The organism is Microbacterium sp. 70-16, assembly GCF_001898315.1.
Classification (GTDB): Bacteria; Actinomycetota; Actinomycetes; order Actinomycetales; family Microbacteriaceae; genus Microbacterium.
Map to the genome: position 1 here is coordinate 97,733 of NZ_MKTQ01000011.1, position 25,084 is coordinate 122,816.

Consider the following 25,084-nt stretch of genomic DNA (forward strand, 5'->3'; position numbering starts at 1 on the left):
TGCGATGTCGAACCCGCTCAAGAAGACCATGGTGTACCTGGGCCTCGCCGATGAGGAAGAAACCTACGACGAGCCCGTCGCCGAGACCCCTGCCCGCCGCGAGCGCACGGCGGAGCGCACGATCGAGAAGGCCGCTCCTGTGACGCCACTGCACCGCCCCGCCGTCGTGCGTCAGCCGACCGCCGGCACCGTCAGCGAGATCCTCACCGTGCACCCCAAGCAGTACCGGGATGCCCAGCTGATCGCGGAGAACTTCCGTGACGGCATCCCCGTCATCATCAACCTGTCGCAGATGAGCGACGCCGACGCGCGACGTCTCATCGACTTCGCGAGCGGTCTGTCGCTGGGTCTCTACGGACGCATCGAGCGGGTCACCAGCAAGGTGTTCCTCCTCTCGCCCGAGAACGTCGCGATCTCGGGCGACGGCACCCTTGCGCCGGCTGACCCCGAGGCGGCAGCCTTCACGCAGTAGTCGTGGAGATCGTCCGCCTGACGGCATCCATCGTCAACACACTGCTGCTCATCTACCTGCTGGTGCTCCTCGCGCGCCTCGTGCTGGAGTACATTCCGCTGTTCAACCGTGAATGGCGTCCGCGCGGGTTCGGCCTGGTCTTCGCCGAGTCGGTCTTCACAGTCACGGATCCTCCGCTGCGACTGTTCCGACGGATGCTGCCGCCGTTGCGCATCGGGCCTGTCGCGATCGATCTCGGCTTCCCGCTGACGATGTTGGCGCTGTTCGTCCTTCTGGCCATCACGAGCGCCATCGCGCGCGTGTGACGCCCATCTCGCACCCCCCGGGGTGTGCAGACTATGCTGTCTCAATACGGTCCGCCGCCAGCGGGCCCCCCGAAATCGGCCCGCGTCGTGAGCCCCGAAAGAGGAAACACCATGGCTTTGACCCCCGAAGACGTCGTCACCAAGCAGTTCCAGCACGTGCGATTCAAGGAGGGCTTCGACCCGGACGAGGTCGATGACTTCCTCGACGAGATCGTCGTCGAGTGGCGCAAGACGATCGCCGAGAACGAGGAACTGAAGGCCCGCGTCGCCGAGCTCGAGGCCGGCGCCGCCGCCGCGCCTGTTGCCGCCGCAGCCCCCGTCGAGGCCGCCCCGGTCGTCGAGGCCGAGCCTGAGCCCGAGCCTGTCGTCGAAGAGGTGCCCGCGCCTGCGCCCGCACCGGTCGCCGCCCCCGCCGCCACCGGCGGTGCCGCTGCTTCGGCCGGCATCATCGAGCTGGCCCAGCGCCTGCACGACGAGCACGTCGCCGAGGGTGTCGCGCAGCGCGACAAGCTCGTGTCCGAGGCTCAGGCGCAGGCTGCGTCGATCCTCGCCGAGGCCGAGGCCAAGAGCCGCGACGAGATCGCGCGCCTCGACGCCGAGCGCTCGACCCTCGAGGGCCGCATCAGCGAACTGCGTCAGTTCGAGCGTGACTACCGCTCGCAGCTGCGCGGCTTCATCGAAGAGAAGCTCCGCGACCTCGACGTCGCCGGCGCCGCCCCCGTCTCGGCCTCCTGAGCGAGCCGGTGGAGGGCCGCACACGACTGCGTCCTGCGACGGCCAGCATCCTCATCGCGATTCTCGCGGTGCTGGTGCTGGCCGTCGACCAGTTCACGAAGCATCTCGCGCTGGAGAACCTGCCGTACCAGGAACCGGTGCGGGTATGGGGTGACTTCCTGCAGTTCTACTTGACGCGCAACCCTGGCGCGGCGTTCTCGTTCGGCGAGGGCGTCACGTGGGTGTTCACGATCATCCTCGCCGCCGCGGCGGTGTTCATCGTCGTCCTCGCGATCACGCGCGTGCGCTCGCGCCGCTGGGCGATCGTCCTGGGGCTGCTGCTGGGTGGCATCCTCGGCAACCTCACTGACCGTCTGATCCGTGACCCCGGCTTCCTCGTCGGGCACGTCGTCGACTTCATCAACACGCCGTGGATGTGGCTGGGCATGAACCCCGCCATCTACAACGTCGCCGACATGTTCATCGTCACGATGATGATCGGAGTTGCGCTGCTCGTCTTCATCGGCCTGCGGCTCGACGGCACGCGTGAGCGCGGCGGGGTCACCGCGGCAGCCGACGAGCCGACCGGAGATGCGGCGGGTGACACGCCCGAGCAGGATGCCTCGGGAGACGACACCACGCCCGCGCACGAAGACTGATGCCGTCTCGCACTCTTCCGATTCCCGACGGCCTGGACGGCGCCCGCGTGGACGCCGCCCTCGCCAAGATGCTCGGCTTCTCGCGGACCTTCGCCGCTGAGGTCGCCGAAGCGGGCGGCGTCCGCATGGACGGTCGCGCGCTCGGAAAGTCCGATCGGCTGCACGCGGGCGGCTGGCTCGAGGTCGAGTGGGAAGACCGGCGAGAGCCGGAGATCATCGCGATCGCCGTGCCGGAGCTCGGCATCGTCTACGACGACGAAGACATCGTGGTCGTCGACAAGCCGGCCGGCGTCGCCGCGCATCCGTCGGTCGGGTGGGAAGGCCCGACGGTCGTCGGCGCCCTGCTGGCGGCCGGCGTCCGCGTCGCGACCAGCGGCGCGGCAGAGCGCCAGGGCGTCGTGCACCGACTCGACGTCGGCACGAGCGGCCTCATGGTCGTCGCCAAGACCGAGCGTGCCTACACGGCGCTCAAGCGCGCGTTCAAGGAGCGCGAGGTCGAGAAGATCTACCACGCCGTCGTGCAGGGCCACCCCGACCCGCTCGCCGGGACGATCGACGCCCCGATCGGGCGGCATCCGTCGCATTCGTGGAAGTTCGCCGTCACCCCCGACGGCAAGGACTCGGTCACGCATTACGAGACGCTCGAGGCATTCCCCTCGGCATCCCTACTCGAGATCCACCTCGAGACGGGCCGCACGCACCAGATCCGTGTGCACATGGCCGCGCACCGGCACCCGTGCGTCGGCGATCCGCTGTACGGCGCCGACCCGACGCTGTCGGCGCGACTTGGCCTGACGCGGCAGTGGCTGCACGCGCGCGAGCTGTCGTTCGCACACCCCGTCACGACCGACTGGGTGACCTTCACGAGCACCTACCCGGTCGACCTGCAGCACGCCCTCGACGTGCTCGGCGGCTGACCCCCGCCGCGCGCGCCCGCACGAACTGCAAGGCCGCGCGCGCGACACGCCGGTGGCCGGGCGCCCGGCGCGGCGTGTCGGCCACAATCCCTTGCAGTTCGGTCGGCGCCGCGCGCGAAACCATGCTGGCGCCCCGCGCGAACGCATGCCGTGCGGCGTACGCGCGGATGCCTAGCCTGAGGGGATGAACCCCCTCGCCGCGCGGCCCTGGCTCTCGTCCTACGCGGACGGCGTGCCGGCTGACATCGAGCCGGTGACGCAGACTCTCGTCGACATGCTCGCCGAGGCGGTCGCGCGCTACCCCCAACGCCCCGCGCTGGAGTTCTTCGGCGCCGTCACGACCTATCGCGAGCTCGCCGACGAGGTGGGCCGCGTCGCCGGCGCCCTGCACCGGATGGGTGTGCGGGCGGGCGACCGGGTCGCCCTGATCATGCCGAACGCTCCGCAGCACGTCGTCGCGTTCTACGCCGCGCAGCGGCTCGGTGCGATCGTCGTCGAGCACAATCCGCGCTACACAGCACCCGAGCTGCGGCACCTGTTCGAGGTGCATCACGCGAAGGTCGCGATCGTGTGGGATGCCATGGCCGACACCATCGCGGAGTTCCCCTCCGACATCCGGCCCGACCGGATCGTCGCCGTGACGCTGCCGGATGCCATGCCACGGCGGATGCGCCTGCTGCTGCGTCTGCCCGTGCGGGCTGCGCGCGAGAAGCGTGCCGCGCTGACCTTGCGACCGCGGGCGAAGGGCGTGACCCCCTGGGCGACGCTCGTGAAGGCCCGGCGCGTCTCGGCATCCGTTCTCGCGCCCACCCTCGACGACATCGCCGTCTTGCAGTTCACGAGCGGCACCACCGGGCGGCCGAAGGCCGCGGTCCTGACGCACCGCAACCTGCGCTCGAACGCCGCTCAGTCGGCCGCGTGGGTGCCCGACCTGCAGCTCGGCAGCGAGGTGTTCTACGGCGTACTGCCGCTGTTCCATGCGTACGGACTCACCCTGTGCATGACGACCGCGATCTCGGTGGGCGCGCGGATCGTGCTGTTCCCGACCTTCGACGTGGGGATGACCCTCGACGCGATCCGCCGCACACCGCCGACCTTCTTGCCCGCCGTCCCGCCGATCTACGACGCGCTCGCACGCGCGACGGCGCGGGCGGGCATCGACCTCTCGAGCCTGCGCAACGCGATCTCGGGTGCCATGGCCCTGCCCGCCGCCACCGTCCTGCGGTGGGAAGAGGCGACCGGGGGCATCCTCGTCGAGGGCTACGGCATGACCGAGTCGTCGCCGATCAGCATCGGCAACCCGATGGGGCCGCGGCGACGCACCGGCACGGTCGGTGTGCCGTTCCCGAGCACCGAGATCCGCGTGGTTGACCCCGATGACCCCACCGTCGACCGCGCGCTCGGTGAACCCGGCGAACTGCTGGTGCGCGGTCCGCAGGTGTTCCAGGGGTACTGGAATCAGCCCGAAGAGACGGCACGCACGCTGCTGGCGGGCGGGTGGCTGCGCACGGGCGACATCGTCACGGCCGACGCCGACGGCTTCGTCACGGTGGTCGACCGCCTCAAAGAGCTCATCATCACGGGCGGCTTCAACATCAGCCCGAGCGAGGTCGAGGATGCCCTGCTGCTTGACCCCGACATCGTCGATGCCGCCGTCGTGGGCATCCCGCGCGCTGACGGGGGAGAGGCGGTCGCCGCCGCCGTCGTCATGCGTGAGGGAGCCGTCTTCGAGCCCGAGCGGATCCGCGAGACCGCGCGTGCGCACCTGGCCGCCTACAAAGTGCCGCGCTCGATCACGCGATTCGACGAGCTGCCGCGCTCGATGGTCGGTAAGGTTCTGCGTCGAGAGGTGCGCGACGAACTCGTGCGTCGCCGGCAGAAGGGCACGACATGACCGACTTTCCCGCGCTGCTGCGCAGGCGCCTCGCCGCCTCGAGCGGGCTGTATCGCGACTTCGCCGCACAGCTCACGCCCGAGCTTCTGGCGGCACGTCTGCCCGGAGTGCGCTCCGCGCCGGTGTGGAACCAGCTCTGGTGCGTCATCGCCGCCCGTGAGAGCTATGAGCGGTGGGCGCGCGCGGGCGCGTGGCAGGGCTTCGAGTGCACGCTGACCGAGACCGGTGACCCCGGTGCCGTCCACGCGGCGCTGGAGAGCTCAGGCGAAGCGATGGATGCCTGGGTCGCCGGGCTCGACGCCGAAGACGAGGCGAGCTGGGCGATCGCGCTGCACCTGCTTGAGCACGAGACGCAGCACCACGGTCAGCTCATCCGCTACCTGTACGGCGTGCCGATCACCCTGCCGCGCTCGTGGATCGAGGCATACGCGCTCGACGAGGTCTGAGCTCAGCGCCCACCCTGGAAGACGGCCGGGTCGTCTTCGGCGAGTGCCAGCGCGATCTTGCGGACGTGGAACTGGTCGACCTCGACGAGCTCGCCCAGACCATACCAGCCGACTTCGGTCAGCTCACCGTCGGCGGGGTGGGGATCGCCCGACACCCACTCGCACCGGAACACGAGGTCGAGATAGTCGGCCTGATCGCCGTTCGCGTACGTGATGCGGGGGATCTGCTGCACGAGCGCGAGGCGGGTGGCCTTCACGACGACGCCCGCCTCTTCGAGGCATTCGCGCACGGCGGCATCCGCCGGTTCCTCACCCGGATCGACGACGCCCGACACGCTCTGCCACGCGCCGGTGTCGGCGCGCTTGCCGAGCAGCACCTTCTCGTCCTTGAAGACGATCGCGGTGACGCCGACCAGCGGCAGGGGAGCCGTGCCGATCTTCTCGCGCAGAGACAGGATGAACTCGGGGGTGGCCATCCTCCCAGCGTAGAGCGCGCCAGAGGGCACGCGGGGGCTGACCTTCAAGTGGAGGGTGAGACGACGTTCCGCGACCCGCGCCGCGCGACCCGCAACGTCGGAGGCTCTTCGTAGACTCGATGGGTGGCATCCGACTCCTTCGTTCATCTGCACGTGCACAGTGAGTACTCGATGCTGGACGGTGCCGCCAAGATCGCGGCGATGACCCAGGCGGCCGCCGAGTACGACATGCCGGCGATCGCCGTCACCGACCACGGCAACACGTTCGCCGCGTTCGAGTTCTACAACGCGGCCCGTAACGCCGGGGTCAAGCCGATCATTGGCCTTGAGGCCTACGTCACACCGGGCACGCACCGCAGCGACAAGTCGCGCGTGCAGTGGGGGTCTCCCGACCAGAAGAGCGACGACGTCTCGGGTTCGGGCGCGTACACCCACATGACACTGTGGAGCCAGAGCACGCAGGGCATGCACAACCTGTTCCGGCTGAGCTCGCTGTCGAGCATGGAGGGCTACTACTTCAAGCCCCGCATGGACCGCGAGCTGCTGCAGACCTACGGCAAAGGACTGATCGCGACCACCGGATGCCCCTCGGGTGAGGTCCAGACGCGCCTGCGCCTGGGGCAGTACGACGCCGCGCGCGCGGCGGCCGCCGAGTTCCAGGACATCTTCGGCAAAGAGAACTACTTCGCCGAGATCATGGACCACGGCCTCTCCATCGAGCGCCGCGTCATGACCGACCTGCTGCGGCTCGCGAAAGACCTGGGCATCCCGCTCGTCGCCACCAACGACTCGCACTACACGCACCAGCACGAGGCCGATGCGCACGAAGCGCTCCTGTGCGTGCAGTCCGGGTCGACGCTCGACGACCCCAACCGGTTCAAGTTCGACGGCGACGGCTACTACATCAAGACCGCCGGCGAGATGCGGCAGATGTTCCGCGACCACCCCGAGGCGTGCGACAACACCCTGCTGATCGCCGAGCGGTGCGAGGTCGAGTTCAACACCTCGGCCAACTACATGCCGCGCTTCCCCGTGCCCGACGGCGAGACCGAAGACAGCTGGCTCATCAAAGAAGTCGAGAAGGGCCTCCACTACCGGTACCCCGGCGGCATCTCCGACAAGGTGCGCAAGCAGGCCGAGTACGAGACCGGCATCATCCTGCAGATGGGGTTCCCGGGCTACTTCCTCGTCGTCGCCGACTTCATCAACTGGGCCAAGGACAACGGCATCCGCGTCGGTCCCGGTCGTGGCTCGGGTGCAGGATCCATGGTCGCGTACGCGATGAAGATCACCGACCTCGACCCGCTCGAGCACGGCCTCATCTTCGAGCGCTTCCTCAACCCCGACCGCGTCTCGATGCCCGACTTCGACGTCGACTTCGACGACCGGCGCCGCGGCGAGGTGATCGAGTACGTCACCGAGAAGTACGGCTCCGAACGCGTCGCGCAGATCGTCACGTACGGCACGATCAAGTCGAAGCAGGCTCTGAAGGATGCCGGTCGCGTGCTCGGCTTCCCGTTCAGCATGGGCGAGAAGCTCACCAAGGCCATGCCGCCCGCCGTCATGGGCAAGGACATGGAGCTCGGCGGCATGTTCGACCCCGAGCACAAGCGCTACAAGGAAGCCAGTGAGTTCCGCGCGCTCATCGAGACCGACCCCGAGGCCAAGACCGTCTTCGACCGCGCGCTGGGCCTGGAGGGCCTCAAGCGCCAGTGGGGTGTGCACGCCGCCGGCGTCATCATGTCGAGCGAACCGCTGCTGGACATCATCCCGATCATGCGCCGCGAGCAGGACGGCCAGATCGTCACGCAGTTCGACTACCCGTCGTGCGAGTCGCTCGGCCTCATCAAGATGGACTTCCTGGGGCTGCGCAACCTCACGATCATCTCGGATGCCCTCGACAACATCCGCATGAACCGGGGTGAGGAGCTCGACCTCGAGCACCTCGCGCTCGACGACGCCGACGCGTACGACCTGCTGACCCGCGGCGACACGCTCGGCGTGTTCCAGCTCGACGGTGGCCCGATGCGGTCGCTGCTGCGCCTCATGAAGCCCGACAACTTCGAAGACGTCTCGGCCGTCATCGCGCTGTACCGACCCGGCCCGATGGGCGCGAACTCGCACACCAACTACGCGCTGCGCAAGAACGGCCTGCAGCCGGTCACCCCGATCCACCCCGAGCTCGAAGAGCCCCTGAAGGACATCCTCGACATCAGCTACGGCCTGATCATCTATCAAGAGCAGGTCATGGCGATCGCGCAGAAGGTCGCCGGGTTCTCGCTCGGTCAAGCAGACATCCTGCGCCGCGCGATGGGCAAGAAGAAGAAGTCCGAGCTCGACAAGCAGTACGAGGGCTTCCACGACGGCATGATCGAGCGCGGCTACGGTGAGGGCGCGATCAAGGCACTGTGGGACATCCTGCTGCCGTTCTCGGACTACGCCTTCAACAAGGCGCACTCCGCCGCCTACGGCCTCGTCTCGTACTGGACGGCCTACCTCAAGGCCCACTATCCGGCCGAGTACATGGCGGCGCTGCTGACGAGCGTCGGCGACTCGAAGGACAAGATGGCGGTGTACCTCAACGAGTGCCGCCGCATGGGCATCCAGGTGCTGCCGCCCGACGTCGGCCAGTCGATCCGCTACTTCGCCGCCGTCGGCGAAGACATCCGCTTCGGCCTGGGCGCCGTGCGGAACGTCGGCGCCAACGTCGTCGACGGCATCATCGCCGCCCGCGCCGACGGTCCGTACACGACCTTCCACGACTTCCTGACCAAGGTGCCCGCGCACGTCGCGAACAAGCGCACGATCGAGTCGCTCATCAAGGCCGGCGCGTTCGACTCGCTCGGGCCGACGCGGCGCGCGCTCATGGAGATCCACGAGGATGCCACCGAGCAGGCCGTCCTCGACAAGCGGCGCGAAGCCAACGGCGAGGTCGGCTTCGACTTCGACAGCCTGTGGGGCGACGACGAGCCGCAGCAGGTCACGAAGGTGCCCGAGCGACCGGAGTGGACCAAGAAGGACAAACTCGCCTTCGAGCGCGAGATGCTCGGCCTGTACGTGTCGGATCACCCGCTCGCGGGGCTCGAGATCCCGCTCGCGAAGCACGCGTCGACGTCGATCCACGACCTGCTCGCCGATGAAGACGTCTCCGACGGCGACATCGTGACCGTCGCGGGCCTGGTCACGAGCGTGCAGCACCGGGTCGCGAAGCAGAGCGGCAACCCGTACGGCATGATCACCGTCGAGGACTTCGACGGCGAGGTGACCGTCATGTTCATGGGCAAGACCTACACCGAGTTCTCCTCGATGCTGATGGCCGACTCGATCCTCGTCGTGCGCGGCCGGGTGTCGCGCCGTGACGACGGGCTCAACCTGCACGGGCAGTCGGCGTTCACTCCCGACCTCGGCAACCTCGAGGCATCCGGCCCGCTCATCCTGCTCATGCCCGAGCACCGCGCGACCGAGGTGACGGTGGGCGAACTGGCCCGCGTGTTCGAACGGCACCCCGGCGACACCGAGGTGACGCTGAAGCTGCACCGGGGGAGCACGGCGAAGGTGTTCGAGGTGCCCGCGCGCGTCGGCGTGTCGGTCGATCTGTACGGCGAGCTGAAGGGCCTGCTCGGCCCGCAGTGCCTGGGCTGAGCCGCTCGCGCGCGCAGACCGATGCCATGAGCGCGCAAAGACTGTGCGGGTAGGATCTCACCCGCCGAAACCCGTCGTGGAAGGATCGATCACGTGACCGACGAGCAGAACACCCCCCAGTCCGCCGCCGAACCCGTCGAGAACGCCGAGCCCGTCGAGGCTGTCGACGGCGTCGACGTGGTCGCTGACGCTGCCGGCGTCGACGCGGTCACTGCGGGCGACGCCGCCGAGAACGTCGACGAGCAGGCGGATGCCGAGGCATCCGACGACGCGGACGTGACCTTCGAGTCGGTGGCGGCCGCGTTTGCCGCCGCGACCGACGGACCCGACGGCGTCGACGAGAGCGCGCCGCCGCAGTACGGCGTCGGCCCGTTCTCGATCCGTGAGGTCGCGCTCGGCGGCATCTGGCTGGTCGCCTTCGTCGTGTCGTTCTTCCCTATCTACAGCATCGGCAACTCGGCGTCGGTGTGGGTCGCCGGCATCGACTGGGTGCTCACGATCGGTGCGCCGACCGTCGCGGTGTTCCTGCTGGGCCTGCGCCGCCTCTCGCCGCAGGGCATCCGCCGCGTCGGATCGCTGGGCATCGACCAGTTCGCCTCGGTGGCGTTCACCGTCTCGACGATCGTGTGGCTCGGCATCCTGTGGGCGTCGTTCGTCTCGCTCGCCGGGCAGCGACTGTTCTACGCGACGTGGGTCGTGTGGGTCGAGTTCATCTTCATGCTCGCGGGCGTTCTGCTGACCGTGTTCGCACCGCTGTTCCCGACGATCGGTGAGGACTTCCGTCACCGCACCGAGGTGCCCGCGCACCGCTTCGCCAGCCCCGCCCGCCCGATCGTGGCGCGGCCGCAGGTCGAGCGCGTGGCCCCTGTGGCATCCGCCGCCTCGCCGTACGCGGCGACCGAGACGACGGTTCTGGCCACCGACGTCGCCGAGGCGCCCGTCGAGGGTGAGGCTGTCGTCGAGGCGCCGGCTGCCTCGCAGGCGTTCTGGGCGCTCGCGCCGGTCGAGCGCGATGTCGTCGACGAGTCGGGTGTGCCGATCTTCACGGTCGGCCCGACCGCGTGGGCGCTCGTGATCGAAGACCGCGGCGACAGCTTCGTCGTCCGCCACGAAGACGGCCGCATCGGCTACCTCACCGACGTCTCCGGCGTGACCCGCGGCTGACGCCTCGCGCCACCGTCCGGTTGGCAGTTGTGGCTGCCTCGCGTGCGGTGAGTCCGCCACGACTGCCAGGTGGAGTGCGCGCGGGCCGGTAGCCTGGAGGGATGCTCCGTACGATCGACCTGCGCGGCCGCTCCCTCACGCCCGATGAGCTGCTCGCCGCCGTCCCGCGGGCCACCGCTGCCCGCGATGAGGCCCTGCAGACGGCCGCCCGCATCGTCCACGACGTCGCCGACCGCGGCGAGGTGGCGCTGCGCGAGCAGGCCGCTCGCTTCGACGGCGTCGAGGGCCACGCCGTGCGCGTGCCGCAGCAGCACCTCGACGAGGCGCTCGCGCAGCTCGACCAGGGCGTCCGCGCTGCACTCGAAGAGGCGATCCGCCGCGTACGCGAGGCATCCGCCGCGCAGGTACCCGCGCCGACCGTGACGACCCTCGCGCCGGGCGCGCGTGTCGAGCAGCATTGGCAGCCCGTGCAGCGCGTCGGCGTGTACGTGCCCGGCGGCAAAGCCGTCTACCCCTCGAGCGTCGTCATGAACGTCGTCCCGGCGCAGGTCGCCGGCGTCGCCGAAGTCGCGCTCGCGTCGCCGCCGCAGGCCGCGTTCGACGGACGCGTGCACCCGACGATCCTCGCCGCCGCGCAGCTGCTGGGCGTCACCGAGGTCTATGCGATGGGCGGCGCCGGTGCGATCGGCGCCTACGCCTACGGGGTGCCCGCGCTCGGACTGCGTCGCGTCGACGTCATCTCCGGCCCCGGCAACAACTTCGTCGCGCTCGCCAAGCGCGTCGTCGCGGGCGTCGTCGGCACCGATTCGGAGGCCGGCGCCACCGAGATCCTCATCGTCGCCGACGATTCCGCCGACGCCGACTGGGTCGCCGCCGATCTTGTCAGCCAGGCCGAGCACGACGAACAGGCCGCCGCCGTGCTGGTCACTGACTCCGCAGCCCTGGCGGATGCCGTCGTGCCGCGCATCGCCGAGCGCGCCGCGCGCACCCTGCACGCCGACCGCATCGCGCAGGCTCTCGCCGGCCCCCAGTCGACGATCGTCCTGGTCGACGACCTCGCGGCGGCGACGGCGTTCAGCAACGCGTACGCGCCCGAGCACCTCGAGCTGCACCTCGCCGACCCGCGCCCCGCCGACTTCGTCAACGCGGGAGCCGTTTTCGTCGGCGGGCACTCGCCCGTGAGCCTCGGCGACTACCTCGCCGGCAGCAACCACGTGCTGCCCACGGGCGGTCAGGCCCGGTACGCGTCGGGCCTGTCCGCATCCACGTTCCTGCGCCCGCAGCAGGTGATCGTCTACGACCGCACCGCGCTCGAGGGCGTCCGCCACGCGATCGTGGCACTGGCGGATGCCGAGGCGCTGCCCGCACACGGCGAGGCCGTCACGGCCCGCTTCGAGTCATAACCGACGACGCTACGCTGGAGAAGCCATGCACTGCCCCTTCTGCCGCCATGCCGACTCGCGGGTCATCGATTCGCGCACGAGCGACGACGGACTGAGCATCCGCCGACGCCGCCAGTGCCCCGAGTGCGGCGGTCGCTTCACGACGATCGAGACGGCGAGCCTCAACGTCATCAAGCGCTCCGGCGTCATCGAGCCGTTCAGCCGCGAGAAGGTCATGTCGGGTGTGCGCAAGGCCTGCCAGGGGCGGCCCGTCACCGAGGCCGACCTCGCCGTGCTCGCACAGGCCGTCGAAGAGGCCGTGCGCCAGACCGGGTCGTCGCAGATCGACACGAACGAGATCGGACTGACGATCCTCGGGCCACTCCGCGAACTCGACGAGGTCGCCTACCTGCGCTTCGCCAGCGTCTACCAGGCGTTCGACTCCCTCGAAGACTTCGAGGCATCCATCGCCCAGTTGCGTGCCGACCACGCCCACGCGCCCGCCGCGGCAGACCAGTAAGCGGGCCGTCGTGTATCCCTTCATCTTCCGCACGGTCTTCTCGCACATGGATGCCGAGAACGCTCACCACCTCGTCGTCCCGATCATCCGCATGCTCGGCGTGTGGCCGTTCGCGCCCATCGCGCGGGCGCTCACGAAGCCCGACCCGCGCCTGCAGACGCGCGCGCTGGGGCTCACGTTCGACTCGCCGTTCGGCGTCGCCGCGGGCTTCGACAAGAACGCCGTCATGACCGAGGGTCTGCACGCGCTCGGTTTCGGGCACGTCGAGATCGGCACCGTCACCGCGATCGCGCAGGAGGGCAATCCGCGTCCGCGGCTGTACCGACTCATCGAAGACCGCGGCCTCATCAACCGGATGGGCTTCAACAACAAGGGCGCCGCCGCCGCGGCGCGCAGACTGGCGAAGTCACGTCGGCACCCGCGCCGCGCGATCCTCGGCGCCAACATCGGCAAGAGTCGCGTCGTCGACGTCGATTCCGCCGCAGCCGACTACGTCACCAGCACGATGCAGATCGCACCGGTCGCCGACTATCTCGTCGTCAACGTCTCGTCACCGAACACGCCGGGCCTGCGCGGACTGCAGGCCGTCGAGACGCTCCGTCCGCTGCTGGAGTCGGTGCGGGACGCCGCGGGCACGACCCCGCTGCTCGTGAAGATCGCCCCCGACCTGCCGGACGACGAGATCCAGGCGATCGCGCGGCTGGTCGTCGACGTCGGCCTCGCCGGGATCGTCGCGACCAACACGACGATCGCGCGCGAGCCGCTCAGCACGGATGCCGAGAAGGTCGCCGCGATGGGCGCGGGAGGACTTTCCGGCGCTCCGCTGCGGCAGCGCTCGCTCGAGGTGCTGCGCACCGTGCGCGCGGCCGTTCCGGAGGATTTCTGCGTGATCTCGGCCGGGGGAGTGGAGACCGCCGCAGACGTGCGCGAGCGCCTCGCCGCCGGTGCGAACCTCGTGCAGGGCTACACCGCGTTCATCTACCGCGGCCCGTTCTGGGCCCGCCAGATCAACCGCGGGCTCGCGCAGGCGCTTTGAGCCGCGGAGCGGGCGGATGCCCGCGGCTCAGGCGGGGTGCTGACCGCGCTTGACCTGCGGCTTGGGCAGGCGCATGAAGCGCATCTGCACCGTCCGCATCGCGGCGTACCAGCCGAGACCCTTCTCGGTGCGGTCGCCCCACTTGCCGCGCGCGGCCTTCTTCACGCGGCTGCTCGTCATGATCATGTCGGCGACGACGAAGAGGATGAACACCCACAGCCCGACGAACGAGTAGTAGACGATCGCCTGGTTCTGGATGAGGCTCACGAGGATCACGATGAGCATGAGCGGCATGAGCAGCTCGCCCGCGTGCCACCCGGCATCCACGTAGTCACGCACGAACTTGCGCTGCGGGCCCTTGTCGCGGGCCGGCAGGTACTTGTCGTCGCCGTTGGCCATGCCCACGCGGGCCTTCTCACGCTGCGCGGCCATGTCGGCCTTCGCGCGGGCGCGGGCCTCCTTCGTGTCGGGCACGAGGGGGCGCTTGCGCGCGGCTTCCTGCTCCGCCCGCGAGGGCGTCGGCCGGTTCTTGCCCGGCCCGCTGGGGGCGTCGGGTTCGGTCTCGGGGGAAGCGGGGGTGTTGGCCACGGGGTCGGGTCCTCAAAAGCATCGGGTCGGCTGCGGCGCGAGAGCCGCACTCTAAGATTACCCGCATGACCGTCGAGCCGTCCCGCCCCGAGTCCGTTCGCGAAGCCGCACTGGCCGCGGTTCCTGCCGCCCTCGCCGATCTCGGCACCCTCGTGCGCATCCCGTCGATCGCCTTCCCCGGGTTCGACCGGGCCGAAGTCGCCCGCAGCGCCGCCGCCGTGCAGGGCCTGCTGGAAGACCTCGGGATCTTCGACAGCGTTGAGGTCAAGACGGCCGTGATCCCCGAGACGGGAGCCGAGGGGATGCCTGCCGTGCTGGCATCCCGCGCCGCCCGCAACGGCCGCCCGACGATCCTGCTGTACGCGCACCACGACGTGCAGCCTGTGGGCGACGAGTCGCTCTGGGAGTCGGCTCCCTTCGAGCCGACCGTGCGCGACGGTCGTCTCTATGGCCGCGGCGCCGCCGATGACAAGGCCGGCGTGATGGCGCACGTCGGGGCGCTGCGCGCACTCGTCGAGGTGCTCGGCACCGACTTCGACCTCGGCGTGAACCTGTTCATCGAGGGCGAGGAGGAAGCGGGGTCGGCCTCGTTCGCCGCGTTCCTGAGCGAGAACGCCGACGCGCTGCGGGCTGACGTGATCGTCGTCGCCGACTCCGGAAACTGGGATGCCACGACGCCGGCCCTGACAGTGTCGCTGCGCGGCAACGTCCGCTTCACCCTCACGGTGAAGACCCTCGAGCACGCGTCGCACTCCGGAATGTTCGGGGGAGCGGTGCCCGATGCCATGCTCGCGACAGTCAAGCTGCTCTCGACACTGTGGGATGACGACGGCGCCGTCGCTGTCGCGGGCCTCACCGAGCGCGACGCGGAGACGCCCGACTACAGCGAGGCCACGTTGCGCGACGAGGCGGGGCTTCCGGCCGACGTGCAGCCGATCGGCCGCGGCACGATCCTCAGCCGCATCTGGAACAAGCCGACCGTCACCGTGACGGGCATCGACTTCCCGTCCGTCAAGAACGCCTCCAACACGCTGACCCCCGAGCTGTCGCTCGTGATCAGCGCGCGCGTGGCGCCGGGGCAGGATGCCCGTGAGGCCTACGCCGCGATCGAGGCCCACCTGCGTGCGCACGCCCCCTTCGGTGCGGAGCTCACGTTCAGCGACGTCGACTGCGGCAACCCGTTCCTGGTCGACACGAGCGGCGCCGCGGTCGCACAGGCCCGTGCCGCGCTGGAGACCGGCTACGGCGTCGCGCCGGTGGACATCGGCGTCGGAGGATCGATCCCGTTCGTGGCCGACCTCGTGCGGGAGTTCCCCGGGGCGCAGATCCTCGTGACGGGGGTCGAAGACCCGCACGCCCGCGCGCACAGCCCCAACGAGTCGCTGCACCTCGACACCTTCCGGCATGCGCTGGTGTCGGAGGCGCTGCTGCTGGAAAGCCTCGACGCGTCGAGGCTTTAAGGCTCCCGTCGGCGTAGAATCGTGGCATCCAGCCGGATGACACCGGCCCGACCAACCGGGGAGTGCGCCATGACCGACACCGCCATCACCACTGCGACCACCGACGCCAAGGCGCACGGAGTCGGACTGACCGATGCGGCTGCCGCCAAGGTCAAGAACCTGCTCGAGCAGGAGGGTCGCGACGACCTGCGTCTGCGTGTCGCGGTGCAGCCCGGCGGCTGCTCGGGCCTGATCTACCAGCTCTACTTCGACGAGCGCTTCCTCGACGGCGACCAGGCGGTCGACTTCGACGGTGTCGAGGTCATCGTCGACGACATGTCGGTGCCGTACCTCGACGGCGCGACCATCGACTTCAAGGACACGATCTCGGAGCAGGGCTTCACGATCGACAACCCCAACGCAGCGGGCAGCTGCGCGTGCGGCGACAGCTTCCACTGATCGGGCAGAACCCGCGATCAGCGCGGCGAAATCCCTCCGATAGTGGCAGACATCCTGGGTGGATGGCCTGAATCGGGTGGGAGGTTGCCCTAGACTGAACGGTGTTCGACCTTCATGACCCCGAAAGGTGCACCGTGCGCGTCTCACGCCGTCTCCGCTGGGCCGTCATCCCGATGGGGATCGCCACGGCGATCATCCTCGCCGGCTGCACGACCAGCCAGCTGAACGGATTCCTTCCGGGATTCACCGATGACGGAACCCAGGCCACGAACCACACCGAGCGAGTGTCCGGTCTGTGGGTCAACTCCTGGATCACGCTGCTGGTCGTGGGTGTCATCACGTGGGCGCTCATGGGCTGGGCGGCGATCGCCTACCGCCGTCGTCGCGGACAGTCGGGCCTGCCGGTGCAGCTGCGCTACAACATGCCGGTCGAGATCTTCTACACGATCGTCCCGCTGATCCTCGTGCTCGGGTTCTTCTCGTTCACGGCGCGCGACCAGGCGGTGCTGGAGACGCAGTACGACGACCCCGATGTCTGCGTCACCGCGATCGGCAAGCAGTGGGCATGGGACTTCCAGTACAACGACGACACCGCGAACTGTGAGGCCGGCGACGACGCGGTCTGGACGATGGGTGTCCAGGCGCAGACGGATGCCGAGGGCAACATCAGCAACGAGCTGCCGACGCTGTATCTGCCCGTGGGCGAGACGGTCAAGCTCAAGCTCACCTCGCGCGACGTCATCCACTCGTTCTGGATCATCGACTTCCTGTACAAGAAGGACATGTACATCGGGAAGGACAACTACTGGTCGTTCACGCCGACCCGCGTGGGCGAGTACGACGGCAAGTGCGCCGAGCTGTGTGGCCAGTACCACTCGATGATGCTGTTCAAGGTCAAGGTCGTCGAGCCGGCCGAGTACGACGCGTACCTCGCGACGCTGCGCGAGGCCGGCCAGACCGGTGACATCAACGACGCCTACGACCGCCTGCAGAACCTGCCGGGCACGGGCGTATCCTCGACCGAGGGAGAGAACTGATGGCGACGACGCTTCCTCTGCAGGGCGAAGGCCCGCGCCGCTCGACGACTCTGCCGCCGCGTCAGGCTGCTCTGATGAGCTCCTCGCGCGTCGAGCAGAAGGGCAACATCATCGTCAAGTGGATCACCTCCACTGACCACAAGACGATCGGGTACATGTACCTCATCGCCTCGGTGCTGTTCTTCCTGCTCGGCGGTGTGATGGCCCTCATCATCCGCGCGGAGCTGTTCGAGCCCGGAATGCAGATCCTTCCCACGAAGGACCAGTACAACCAGCTGTTCACGATGCACGGCACGATCATGCTGCTGATGTTCGCGACGCCGCTGTTCGCCGGCTTCGCCAACGCGATCCTGCCCCTGCAGATCGGTGCCCCCGACGTCGCCTTCCCGCGCCTGAACGCGTTCGCCTTCTGGCTGTTCCTGTTCGGCTCGATCATCGCCGTCGCCGGCTTCCTCACGCCGCAGGGTGCCGCCGCGTTCGGCTGGTTCGCGTATCAGCCGCTCGCCGGCGCGAGCTTCTCGCCGGGGGCCGGTGGCAACCTGTGGATGCTCGGCCTCGGTATGAGCGGTTTCGGAACGATCCTCGGTGCCGTCAACTTCATCACGACGATCATCACGATGCGCGCCCCGGGCATGACGATGTGGCGCATGCCGATCTTCACCTGGAACACGCTCGTCACGAGCATCCTGATCCTGATGGCGTTCCCCGTGCTGGCCGCCGCGATCCTTGCCGCCGGCGCCGACCGTGTGCTGGGCGCGCACATCTACGACCCGGCCAACGGCGGTGTGCTGCTGTGGCAGCACCTGTTCTGGTTCTTCGGTCACCCCGAGGTGTACATCATCGCGCTGCCGTTCTTCGGCATCGTCTCCGAGATCCTGCCGGTGTTCAGCCGCAAGCCGATCTTCGGTTACAAGACGCTCGTCTACGCGACGATCGCGATCGCCGCCCTGTCGGTCTCGGTGTGGGCGCACCACATGTACGTCACCGGTGCCGTGCTGCTGCCGTTCTTCTCCCTCATGACGATGCTCATCGCCGTGCCGACAGGTGTGAAGATCTTCAACTGGATCGGCACGATGTGGCGAGGGTCGGTCACGTTCGAGACGCCCATGGTGTTCACGCTCGGCTTCCTCGTGTCGTTCGTCTTCGGCGGTCTGACCGGCGTCATCCTGGCATCCCCACCGCTGACGTTCCACACGTCCGACACCTACTTCGTCGTCGCGCACTTCCACTACGTCGTGTTCGGCACGGTCGTGTTCGCCATGTTCGCCGGCTTCTACTTCTGGTGGCCGAAGTGGACCGGACGGATGCTCAACGAGCGCCTCGGCATGGTGCACTTCTGGATGCTGTTCATCGGCTTCCACATGACGTTCCTCATCCAGCACTGGCTGGGCGTCGAGGGCATGGTCCGCCGCTACCCCGACTACTCGGCCGCCGACGGCTTCACCTGGCAGAACCAGGTCTCCACGGTCGGCGCGATGCTGCTCGGCGCCTCGATGATCCCGTTCCTCTTCAATGTCTGGATCACGGCCCGCAAGGCGCCGCGCGTCACGGTCAACGACCCGTGGGGCTACGGCGGCTCGCTCGAGTGGGCGACCAGCTGCCCGCCGCCGCGTCACAACTTCACGTCGATCCCGCGCATCCGCAGTGAGCGCCCCGCGTTCGACCTGAACCACCCCGAGGCGGCCCCCGTCGGGCACGCCGCGGATACCGCCACGGTCGCTGGAGGGGTCAAGTAAGTGAAGACCAACGTCAATCTCTGGTGGATCCTCGCCGCGTTCTTCCTGATCACCTCGGCGCTGTACACGGGCTGGAACATCATCGAGCACTCGAGCCTCGAGTGGTACCACGCCATCGAGTGGGTCGGCACGATCGCCCTGCTGTTCACCGTGTTCATGTCGATCATGATCGCGTTCTACGTCGACCGCGTGCACCGCGCGCAGGGCGGAGAGCTGCCGGAAGACACCCTCACGGCCGACATCGATGACGGTGACCCCGAGGTCGGTGAGTTCAGCCCGTGGTCGTGGTGGCCGCTGCTGCTCGCGTTTTCGGCTGCCGTCTTCATGATCGGGCTTGCCGTGGGCACGTTCCTGATCCCGATCGGAGCCGGCCTGTTCCTCGTCGCGATCGTCGGCTGGGTCTACGAGTACTACCGCGGGTACTTCGCGCGCTGACGCGTCTTTCCTCTATGGCCTTCTCTTTGCGGGCCGGTGTCTCCAGTGACGTCGGCGGGTACCGCGACGTGAACCAGGATGCCGCCTTCACGGCGCCCTGGGGCGTCGGCGTGGCCGACGGCGTGGGAGGCGGCCCTGCGGGCGACCTCGCGTCGGCAGCGCTCGTCCACCGGCTCGTGGCGGGCGGCTCACGCGTGCCCGACGCAGCGGCGCTCGCAGGACGCATCCATGAGGCCAACTGGGATCTCGGTGCCCACGTGCGCCGCGATCCGTCGCTGGCCGGCATGGCGACGACGTTCACGTCGATCTGGTTCACCGACAGCGGTAGCCTGCTCGTCGCGCACACGGGCGATTCACGCGCCTATCTGCTGCGGGAAGAGCAGCTGGTACGGCAGACCCGCGACGATTCGTTCGTGCAGGTGCTCGTCGACCAGGGCATCGTGCGCGAAGAGGATGCCATGACGCATCCCCGCCGCAACCTCATCACGGCGTCGCTGCGCGGCGAGGCATCCGACCTGGTGCGCGTCACCGAACGCGTGCCCGTGCCCGGTGACCGCTGGATGCTGTGCAGTGACGGCGTGAGCGACTACCTGCCCGACGACGCGATCGGCGAGGTGCTGCGCAGCCACACCGACGTGACGGATGCCGCGCAGGCGCTCGTCGCACTCTCGCTGCAAGCCGGCTCACGCGACAACGTCACGGCGATCGTCGCCGACCTCGTCACGGGCCCGGTGCGGGCCGAGCGGCCGCGGTTCGCGGGTGCTGCCGCCGCGCGGTTTGCCGAGGACATCGAGCTCGCAGGCTGAGACACGCCGGTGGGCGATCGCGCTGGGAGGCGTCAGCGAGCGATCGCGCTGACAGCGGCCCCTCAGGCGGTCGGTGGTGTCCAACCCCGCACGTGCATGACGAGCGGGTCGAACTGGCGGGGGAGCGGGCCTGACGCCGCCTCAACGGGCTGGCCTTCGCGTGCCCAGTACTCGAAGCCGCCGATCATCTCGCGCACCTCGAAGCCGAGCTTCGCGAACTCGAGGGCGCCCTTCGCGCCGGCGTTGCACCCGGGGCTCCAGCAGTAGACGACGACGGGGACGGCCGGGTCGAGTTCGACGGGCGCGCGCTGCGCGATCTCGCTGTAGGGCATGTGGATGGCGCCGGCGGCGTGACCCTGGTTCCAGGCATCCACACTGCGCACATCGACGAGGGTGAGCGCCTCACCCGCGCGCTGCGCGACGTACACGTCGGAGGGGTCGGTCTCGTGCAGCAGCTTGGCAGAGAAGTAGGCGAGGGGGTTGTACGCGGCGTCCGTCATGCCACCGACACTAGGGCACAACGACAGCGGCGGGGCCTGACCTGTCGGTCAGACCCCGCCGCTTTTCAGCCAAGCTGAGGACTCAGTGGTCCTTGCCCTCTTCGATCTCGTGAGCCTCTTCGGCCTCGTCGTGGGCGAGCGCGTGGTGAGCGTGCGCCTCAGCGGCCTCGATCTCGGACTGGGTGACGGGCGTGAGCCGGTCTTCGAAGAACCAGCGCGACAGCGACGCGCGCAGGTTCTCGTGCCACGGGATGCGGCCCTGATCGTTCGGGCGGACCACGAGGGGAGCGCTCGTCTCGAAGTCGACGAGCTTGATCCGCTCGTAGGCGTCGACGGGCTGGTGCACCTCGATGTACTCACCACCGGGCAGACGCACGATGCGGCCCGACTCGTAGCCGTGCAGGGCGATCTCGCGGTCCTTCTTCTGCAGCGCGATCGCGATGCGCTTGGTGACGAAGTACCCGAGGATGGGGCCGATGATCAGCAGCGCCTGCAGCGCGTGGATGACACCCTCCATCGTGAGGTGGAAGTGCGTCGCGATGATGTCCGACGAGGCGGCAGCCCACAGCACGGCGTAGAACACGACGCCGGCGACACCGATCGCGGTGCGGGTCGGCGCGTGACGCGGCCGCTGCGCGATGTGGTGCTCGCGCTTGTCGCCGGTGATCCAGGCCTCGATGAAGGGGTACACGGCCACGAGGACGATGAACAGGCCCAGCACGACGAGCGGGATGAGGATGTTGAACGACCAAGTGCGGTCCCACAGCACGAACTCGAGGTGCGGCGGCACGAGGCGCAGGGCGCCGTCGGCGAAGCCGATGTACCAGTCAGGCTGCGTACCGGCCGACACCGGGGAGGGGTCGTACGGGCCGTAGTTCCAGATCGGGTTGATCGTGAACAGCGACGCGATCAGCACGATCACACCGAAGGTGATGAAGAAGAAGCCGCCCATCTTCGTCATGTAGATCGGCATCATCGGGTAGCCCACGACGTTGCTGTTCGTGCGGGCGGGGCCGGCGAACTGCGTGTGCTTGTTGATGACCATCAGCATGAGGTGCACCACCAGCAGCCCCACGAGGATCGCGGGCAGCAGCAGGATGTGCAGCGTGTACAGGCGGCCGACGATCGCCGTGCCGGGGAACTCGCCGCCGAACAGCAGGAACGAGAACCAGGTGCCGATGAGCGGGATGCCCTTGACCATGCCGTCGATGATGCGCAGACCGTTGCCCGACAGCAGGTCGTCAGGCAGCGAGTAGCCCGTGAAGCCCTCACCCATCGCGAGGACGAAGAGGACGAAGCCGATCACCCAGTTCAGCTCGCGGGGCTTGCGGAACGCACCCGTGAAGAACACGCGCAGCATGTGCACGCCGATGCCGGCGACGAACACGAGCGCGGCCCAGTGGTGGATCTGGCGAACCAGCAGGCCACCGCGGATGTCGAACGAGATCCGCAGCGTCGAGTCGAGGGCGGCCGACATCTCGACGCCGCGCAGCGGCAGGAACGAGCCGGCGTAGTGCGTCTCGACCATGGATGCCTGGAAGAAGAACGTCAGGAACGTGCCCGACAGCAGCACGGCGACGAAGCTCCACAGCGCGATCTCACCGAGCATGAACGACCAGTGGTCGGGGAAGATCTTGCGGCCGAGCTCCTTGACGAAGCCGGAGAGGCTCGTGCGCTCGTCGATGTAGTTCGCCGTGGCCGCGACGAAGCGGCCGCCGAGCGGCTTGTCGTCCTTCGGTGTGGCGGGGGCCTCAGTGACAGTCGCGGTGCTCAATGGCGCTCCCAGAAGCTCGGGCCGACGGGTTCGGTGAAGTCGCTCTGCGCGATGAGGTAGCCCTCGTCGTCGACGGTGATCGGCAGCTGCGGCAGCGGACGGGCAGCCGGGCCGAAGATGACGGCGGCCGACCGCGACACGTCGAACTGCGACTGGTGGCACGGGCACAGCAGGTGGTGCGTCTGCTGCTCGTAGAGCGCCACGGGGCATCCCACGTGCGTGCAGACCTTGGAGTAGGCCACGATGCCGTTGTACGACCACTCGAGCTTGTTGTGCTCGGCGGGCAGCTGCTCGGGCAGCAGGCGCATGAGCAGGACGATGGCCTTGGCCTTCTGCTCGAGGTAGCCCTCGCTGTGGCTGAGCTCAGCAAGCGACTCGGGGATGACGTGCACGGCGGAGCCGAGCGTGAGGTCGGCGGCGCGGATCGGCTCACCGGACGGGTCGTGCGCGAGGCGCTCGCCCTGCTTCCACATCGTCTGGCTGAGGAGGGCGACCGGGTCGCCCGCGATCTGCTCTTCGGCCGTGCCGTTCGGCTTGCTCTCGGGAGCAAGGCCACGGAACAGCGTGATGCCGGGCAGGATCGAGGCGATAAGCGCCGCGATGAGCGAGCCGCGGATCGCGGTGCGCCGGCCGAAGCCGGACTCCTCGTTCGCGTCACGGAAGGCCTGGACGGCCGCTTCGCGGGTCGTGTCGCGGCCGCGCGTGGCGTGCCGGGGCTCGATGAACTCCTTGTCGCTCATGACGGCCTTGGACCAGTGGATCGCACCGATGCCCAGGGCCAGCAGCGCGAGGGCGATGCCGAGACCGATGAACAGGTTGTTGTCGCGGATGTCGATGACCCGACCGCTCTCGATCGGGAACAGCATGTAGGCGGCGATCGCCCAGATGCTGCCCGCGAGGGAGAGGTAGAAGAGGGTGTAGACCGTGCGGACGGCGCGCTTCATAGCGGCCGGGTCCTTGTCGGTCACGCGCTCCCGGTGCGGCGGCAGGCCGGGGTTGTGCACGGGGTCGGGAACCGCGACGGCGAGCCCGGGGGAGGGCTTCCATGAAGCCCTCTCGTGCTCGAGCGCGTCTTCCTCGTGTGCCATGGTGCGTCCGTTCCGTACGTCAGTGATCGATCAGTTCGACTTCGCCGTGATCCACACGGTGAGGCCGATGAGGGTTCCGATGCCGAAGATCCAGATGAACAGACCCTCGGAGACAGGACCCAGCGAGCCGAGCGAGAGGCCGCCGGGCGACTGGTTCTCCTGGATGAACAGGAGCGCCGAGATGATGTCGCGCTTCTCTTCGCTCGTGAGGGTCATGTTGTTGAAGACCGGCATGTTCTGCGGGCCGGTGACCATCGCCGCGTACATGTGCAGCGGGCTGGTGCTGGTCAGCGCGGGCGCGTACTTGCCCTCGGTGAGCGCACCGCCGGCCGCGGCGACGTTGTGGCACATCGCGCAGTTGATGCGGAACAGCTCGGCGCCGTTGGCGACGTCGCCCTCACCGTCGAGGATGTCGGCGTCGGGGAACGACGGGCCGGGCGAGGTCGACTGCACCCACGCGGCGATCGCGAGGATCTGGTCCTCGGTGAACTGCACGGGCTTCTGCGGCGCCTGCGGGCCCTGCATCTGCAGAGGCATCCGGCCGGTGGAAACCTGGAACTCGACCGCGAGCTCGCCGACGCCGTACAGGGACGGCCCGTCGACGGTGCCCTCCATGTTCAGGCCGTGGCACGTGGCGCAGTTGGCCTGGAAGAGCTTCTTGCCGTCGTCGACGGTGAGCGCGGTGGATGCCGTGGTGGGCTCGGTCGCGGCCATCGCGGCCGAGGCGCCGGCGTAGATGCCGCCGGTGACGAGCAGGCCGATGCCGATGAGCGCGGCGGCGGCCCACTTGCTGCGGCGGCCGGTCTTGACTCGCGGGGTCTTCGAAGACATGGAAGTGGTCTGCTCCGCTCTCACTTGACGACGTAGATGACGAAGAACAGGACGATCCAGACGACGTCGACGAAGTGCCAGTAGTACGACACGACGATCGAGGAGGTCATCTCCTTGCGCCCGAAGTTCTTCACGGCGAAGGCGCGGCCGATCACGAGCAGGAAGGCGATGAGACCACCCGTCACGTGCAGGGCGTGGAAGCCCGTGGTCAGGTAGAACGCCGACGCGTACGAGTTCGCCGAGATCGGCAGGCCCTCGGCGACGAGCGTCGCGTACTCCCACACCTGGCCGGAGACGAAGACGGCGCCCATGAGGAAGGAGAGGAAGAACCACTCGACCATGCCCCACTGGCGGAACTGCCAGAACGATCCCTTGCGGTACGGCTGGAACCGCTCGGCGGCGAACACGCCCGCCTGCGCCGTGAACGAGGACAGTACCAGGATGACGGTGTTGACCGCGGCGAAGGTCACGTTGAGCGTCGGGGTGCTCTCGGCCCACAGATCGGGCGAAGCATTGCGCAGCGTGAAGTAGATCGCGAACAGGCCGGCGAAGAACATCACCTCGCTGCCCAGCCACACGATGGTGCCGACAGCGACCGGATCCGGTCGCTTGACGGAGCGCAAAGCCTGGGAATAGGTCGCTGAAGTGGTCGTCACGCCACCCATTATGGCGGATTTGGCGCTCGGTTTTCGCATCCCTGAAGGTGTCGTTGACTTTCGGGGGGATTGGAGGGCGCTCGGAGCCGCCCGCGAGTGTGCTGACAG

Annotated in this window: 25 protein-coding genes; 18 read left to right on the top strand and 7 right to left on the bottom strand. The window is 68.5% G+C overall.

Features of this window, described 5'->3' with window-relative positions:
• The first annotated feature begins 4 nt into the window (after positions 1-4).
• The 7 genes from sepF (at position 5) to BGO46_RS04655 (ending at position 5,407) form a co-directional block, all read left to right on the top strand.
• A complete protein-coding gene (gene sepF / locus BGO46_RS04625; RefSeq protein WP_292675674.1) occupies positions 5-472 on the top strand; it encodes a cell division protein SepF in 468 nt (155 codons plus the stop codon).
• A 2-nt stretch (positions 473-474) separates the two neighbouring features.
• Positions 475-777 carry a YggT family protein gene (locus tag BGO46_RS04630; protein ID WP_292675677.1) on the top strand — a complete coding sequence of 101 codons (303 nt, stop codon included), beginning with the start codon at positions 475-477 and terminating at the stop codon, positions 775-777.
• 111 nt (positions 778-888) lie between these two features.
• The gene (locus tag BGO46_RS04635; protein ID WP_292675680.1) at positions 889-1,512 is read left to right on the top strand and encodes a DivIVA domain-containing protein; all 624 of its coding nucleotides are present in this window, start codon (positions 889-891) and stop codon (positions 1,510-1,512) included.
• 8 nt (positions 1,513-1,520) lie between these two features.
• Complete coding sequence (gene lspA, locus BGO46_RS04640; RefSeq protein WP_292675683.1) at positions 1,521-2,150, top strand: signal peptidase II; 630 nt, start codon at positions 1,521-1,523, stop codon at positions 2,148-2,150.
• Positions 2,150-3,067: an RluA family pseudouridine synthase gene (locus tag BGO46_RS04645; protein ID WP_292675686.1), complete on the top strand. Its 918-nt coding sequence runs from the start codon at positions 2,150-2,152 to the stop codon at positions 3,065-3,067. The genes lspA and BGO46_RS04645 overlap by 1 nt, the downstream gene beginning before the upstream one ends.
• Positions 3,068-3,251: 184 nt before the next feature.
• Positions 3,252-4,961, top strand: a complete 1,710-nt coding sequence (locus tag BGO46_RS04650; protein ID WP_292675689.1) for a long-chain-fatty-acid--CoA ligase — start codon at positions 3,252-3,254, stop codon at positions 4,959-4,961.
• Positions 4,958-5,407, top strand: a complete 450-nt coding sequence (locus BGO46_RS04655; RefSeq protein WP_292675692.1) for a hypothetical protein — start codon at positions 4,958-4,960, stop codon at positions 5,405-5,407. The genes BGO46_RS04650 and BGO46_RS04655 overlap by 4 nt, the downstream gene beginning before the upstream one ends.
• Before the next feature lie 2 nt (positions 5,408-5,409).
• Here the strand turns inward: BGO46_RS04655 and BGO46_RS04660 are convergent, their stop codons facing one another.
• A complete protein-coding gene (locus BGO46_RS04660; protein ID WP_292675694.1) occupies positions 5,410-5,883 on the bottom strand; it encodes an NUDIX domain-containing protein in 474 nt (157 codons plus the stop codon).
• Positions 5,884-6,006: 123 nt separating this feature from the next.
• Between BGO46_RS04660 and dnaE the strand changes: the two genes are divergently transcribed.
• The 5 genes from dnaE (at position 6,007) to BGO46_RS04685 (ending at position 13,627) form a co-directional block, all read left to right on the top strand.
• Entirely contained in the window at positions 6,007-9,525 is a 3,519-nt protein-coding gene (gene dnaE, locus BGO46_RS04665; RefSeq protein ID WP_292897899.1) for a DNA polymerase III subunit alpha, read from the top strand.
• Positions 9,526-9,816: 291 nt separating this feature from the next.
• The gene (locus tag BGO46_RS04670) at positions 9,817-10,689 is read left to right on the top strand and encodes a hypothetical protein (RefSeq protein ID WP_292675776.1); all 873 of its coding nucleotides are present in this window, start codon (positions 9,817-9,819) and stop codon (positions 10,687-10,689) included.
• Between the two features lie 101 nt (positions 10,690-10,790).
• Positions 10,791-12,092, top strand: coding sequence for a histidinol dehydrogenase (gene hisD / locus BGO46_RS04675; RefSeq protein WP_292675699.1), 1,302 nt, complete (start codon positions 10,791-10,793; stop codon positions 12,090-12,092).
• 25 nt (positions 12,093-12,117) lie between these two features.
• On the top strand, positions 12,118-12,591 hold the full coding sequence (nrdR, locus tag BGO46_RS04680) for a transcriptional regulator NrdR (protein ID WP_292675701.1): 474 nt from the start codon (positions 12,118-12,120) through the stop codon (positions 12,589-12,591).
• Positions 12,592-12,601: 10 nt separating this feature from the next.
• The gene (locus tag BGO46_RS04685) at positions 12,602-13,627 is read left to right on the top strand and encodes a quinone-dependent dihydroorotate dehydrogenase (RefSeq protein ID WP_292675702.1); all 1,026 of its coding nucleotides are present in this window, start codon (positions 12,602-12,604) and stop codon (positions 13,625-13,627) included.
• Positions 13,628-13,654: 27 nt separating this feature from the next.
• Here BGO46_RS04685 and BGO46_RS04690 read toward each other — a convergent pair whose 3' ends face one another.
• Positions 13,655-14,215 (bottom strand): DUF3043 domain-containing protein, encoded by a 561-nt coding sequence (locus BGO46_RS04690; RefSeq protein ID WP_292675705.1) that lies wholly within the window; start codon positions 14,213-14,215, stop codon positions 13,655-13,657.
• Positions 14,216-14,280: 65 nt separating this feature from the next.
• Here BGO46_RS04690 and BGO46_RS04695 point away from each other — a divergent pair, with 65 nt between their 5' ends.
• From BGO46_RS04695 to BGO46_RS04720, 6 genes are all read left to right on the top strand, one after another.
• On the top strand, positions 14,281-15,675 hold the full coding sequence (locus BGO46_RS04695; protein WP_292675708.1) for a dipeptidase: 1,395 nt from the start codon (positions 14,281-14,283) through the stop codon (positions 15,673-15,675).
• A 69-nt stretch (positions 15,676-15,744) separates the two neighbouring features.
• On the top strand, positions 15,745-16,113 hold the full coding sequence (erpA, locus tag BGO46_RS04700; protein WP_292675710.1) for an iron-sulfur cluster insertion protein ErpA: 369 nt from the start codon (positions 15,745-15,747) through the stop codon (positions 16,111-16,113).
• A 134-nt stretch (positions 16,114-16,247) separates the two neighbouring features.
• Complete coding sequence (coxB, locus tag BGO46_RS04705; protein ID WP_292675713.1) at positions 16,248-17,150, top strand: cytochrome c oxidase subunit II; 903 nt, start codon at positions 16,248-16,250, stop codon at positions 17,148-17,150.
• A gap of 74 nt (positions 17,151-17,224) precedes the next feature.
• Positions 17,225-18,886 carry a cytochrome c oxidase subunit I gene (gene ctaD / locus BGO46_RS04710; RefSeq protein WP_292675715.1) on the top strand — a complete coding sequence of 554 codons (1,662 nt, stop codon included), beginning with the start codon at positions 17,225-17,227 and terminating at the stop codon, positions 18,884-18,886.
• Positions 18,887-19,321, top strand: a complete 435-nt coding sequence (locus tag BGO46_RS04715; protein WP_292675717.1) for a cytochrome c oxidase subunit 4 — start codon at positions 18,887-18,889, stop codon at positions 19,319-19,321.
• Between the two features lie 14 nt (positions 19,322-19,335).
• Positions 19,336-20,127, top strand: a complete 792-nt coding sequence (locus tag BGO46_RS04720; protein WP_292675718.1) for a protein phosphatase 2C domain-containing protein — start codon at positions 19,336-19,338, stop codon at positions 20,125-20,127.
• A 62-nt stretch (positions 20,128-20,189) separates the two neighbouring features.
• On the opposite strand, the gene BGO46_RS04725 is transcribed toward BGO46_RS04720, so the two are convergent.
• From BGO46_RS04725 to BGO46_RS04745, 5 genes are all read right to left on the bottom strand, one after another.
• On the bottom strand, positions 20,190-20,627 hold the full coding sequence (locus BGO46_RS04725) for a rhodanese-like domain-containing protein (protein WP_292675722.1): 438 nt from the start codon (positions 20,625-20,627) through the stop codon (positions 20,190-20,192).
• Between the two features lie 82 nt (positions 20,628-20,709).
• A complete protein-coding gene (locus BGO46_RS04730; RefSeq protein ID WP_292675725.1) occupies positions 20,710-22,401 on the bottom strand; it encodes a ubiquinol-cytochrome c reductase cytochrome b subunit in 1,692 nt (563 codons plus the stop codon).
• On the bottom strand, positions 22,398-23,489 hold the full coding sequence (locus BGO46_RS04735; RefSeq protein WP_292675728.1) for a Rieske (2Fe-2S) protein: 1,092 nt from the start codon (positions 23,487-23,489) through the stop codon (positions 22,398-22,400). Before BGO46_RS04735 ends, BGO46_RS04730 begins: the two co-directional genes overlap by 4 nt.
• A gap of 30 nt (positions 23,490-23,519) precedes the next feature.
• Positions 23,520-24,320: a cytochrome c gene (locus tag BGO46_RS04740; protein ID WP_292675732.1), complete on the bottom strand. Its 801-nt coding sequence runs from the start codon at positions 24,318-24,320 to the stop codon at positions 23,520-23,522.
• A gap of 20 nt (positions 24,321-24,340) precedes the next feature.
• Complete coding sequence (locus tag BGO46_RS04745) at positions 24,341-24,985, bottom strand: heme-copper oxidase subunit III (RefSeq protein WP_292675735.1); 645 nt, start codon at positions 24,983-24,985, stop codon at positions 24,341-24,343.
• Positions 24,986-25,084: the final 99 nt, after the last annotated feature.

Bases quoted from the DNA above. Each gene is read 5' to 3' on its own strand.
- BGO46_RS04635 (WP_292675680.1), top strand. From the start codon at position 889: ATGGCTTTGACCCCCGAAGACGTCGTCACCAAGCAGTTCCAGCACGTG.
- BGO46_RS04650 (WP_292675689.1), top strand. From the start codon at position 3,252: ATGAACCCCCTCGCCGCGCGGCCCTGGCTCTCGTCCTACGCGGACGGC.
- hisD (WP_292675699.1), top strand. From the start codon at position 10,791: ATGCTCCGTACGATCGACCTGCGCGGCCGCTCCCTCACGCCCGATGAG.
- erpA (WP_292675710.1), top strand. From the start codon at position 15,745: ATGACCGACACCGCCATCACCACTGCGACCACCGACGCCAAGGCGCAC.
- BGO46_RS04695 (WP_292675708.1), top strand. From the start codon at position 14,281: ATGACCGTCGAGCCGTCCCGCCCCGAGTCCGTTCGCGAAGCCGCACTG.
- BGO46_RS04740 (WP_292675732.1), bottom strand. From the start codon at position 24,320: ATGTCTTCGAAGACCCCGCGAGTCAAGACCGGCCGCCGCAGCAAGTGG.
- BGO46_RS04720 (WP_292675718.1), top strand. From the start codon at position 19,336: ATGGCCTTCTCTTTGCGGGCCGGTGTCTCCAGTGACGTCGGCGGGTAC.
- ctaD (WP_292675715.1), top strand. From the start codon at position 17,225: ATGAGCTCCTCGCGCGTCGAGCAGAAGGGCAACATCATCGTCAAGTGG.
- nrdR (WP_292675701.1), top strand. From the start codon at position 12,118: ATGCACTGCCCCTTCTGCCGCCATGCCGACTCGCGGGTCATCGATTCG.
- BGO46_RS04660 (WP_292675694.1), bottom strand. From the start codon at position 5,883: ATGGCCACCCCCGAGTTCATCCTGTCTCTGCGCGAGAAGATCGGCACG.
- BGO46_RS04735 (WP_292675728.1), bottom strand. From the start codon at position 23,489: ATGGCACACGAGGAAGACGCGCTCGAGCACGAGAGGGCTTCATGGAAG.
- BGO46_RS04655 (WP_292675692.1), top strand. From the start codon at position 4,958: ATGACCGACTTTCCCGCGCTGCTGCGCAGGCGCCTCGCCGCCTCGAGC.
- sepF (WP_292675674.1), top strand. From the start codon at position 5: ATGTCGAACCCGCTCAAGAAGACCATGGTGTACCTGGGCCTCGCCGAT.
- BGO46_RS04745 (WP_292675735.1), bottom strand. From the start codon at position 24,985: ATGGGTGGCGTGACGACCACTTCAGCGACCTATTCCCAGGCTTTGCGC.
- BGO46_RS04725 (WP_292675722.1), bottom strand. From the start codon at position 20,627: ATGACGGACGCCGCGTACAACCCCCTCGCCTACTTCTCTGCCAAGCTG.
- BGO46_RS04645 (WP_292675686.1), top strand. From the start codon at position 2,150: ATGCCGTCTCGCACTCTTCCGATTCCCGACGGCCTGGACGGCGCCCGC.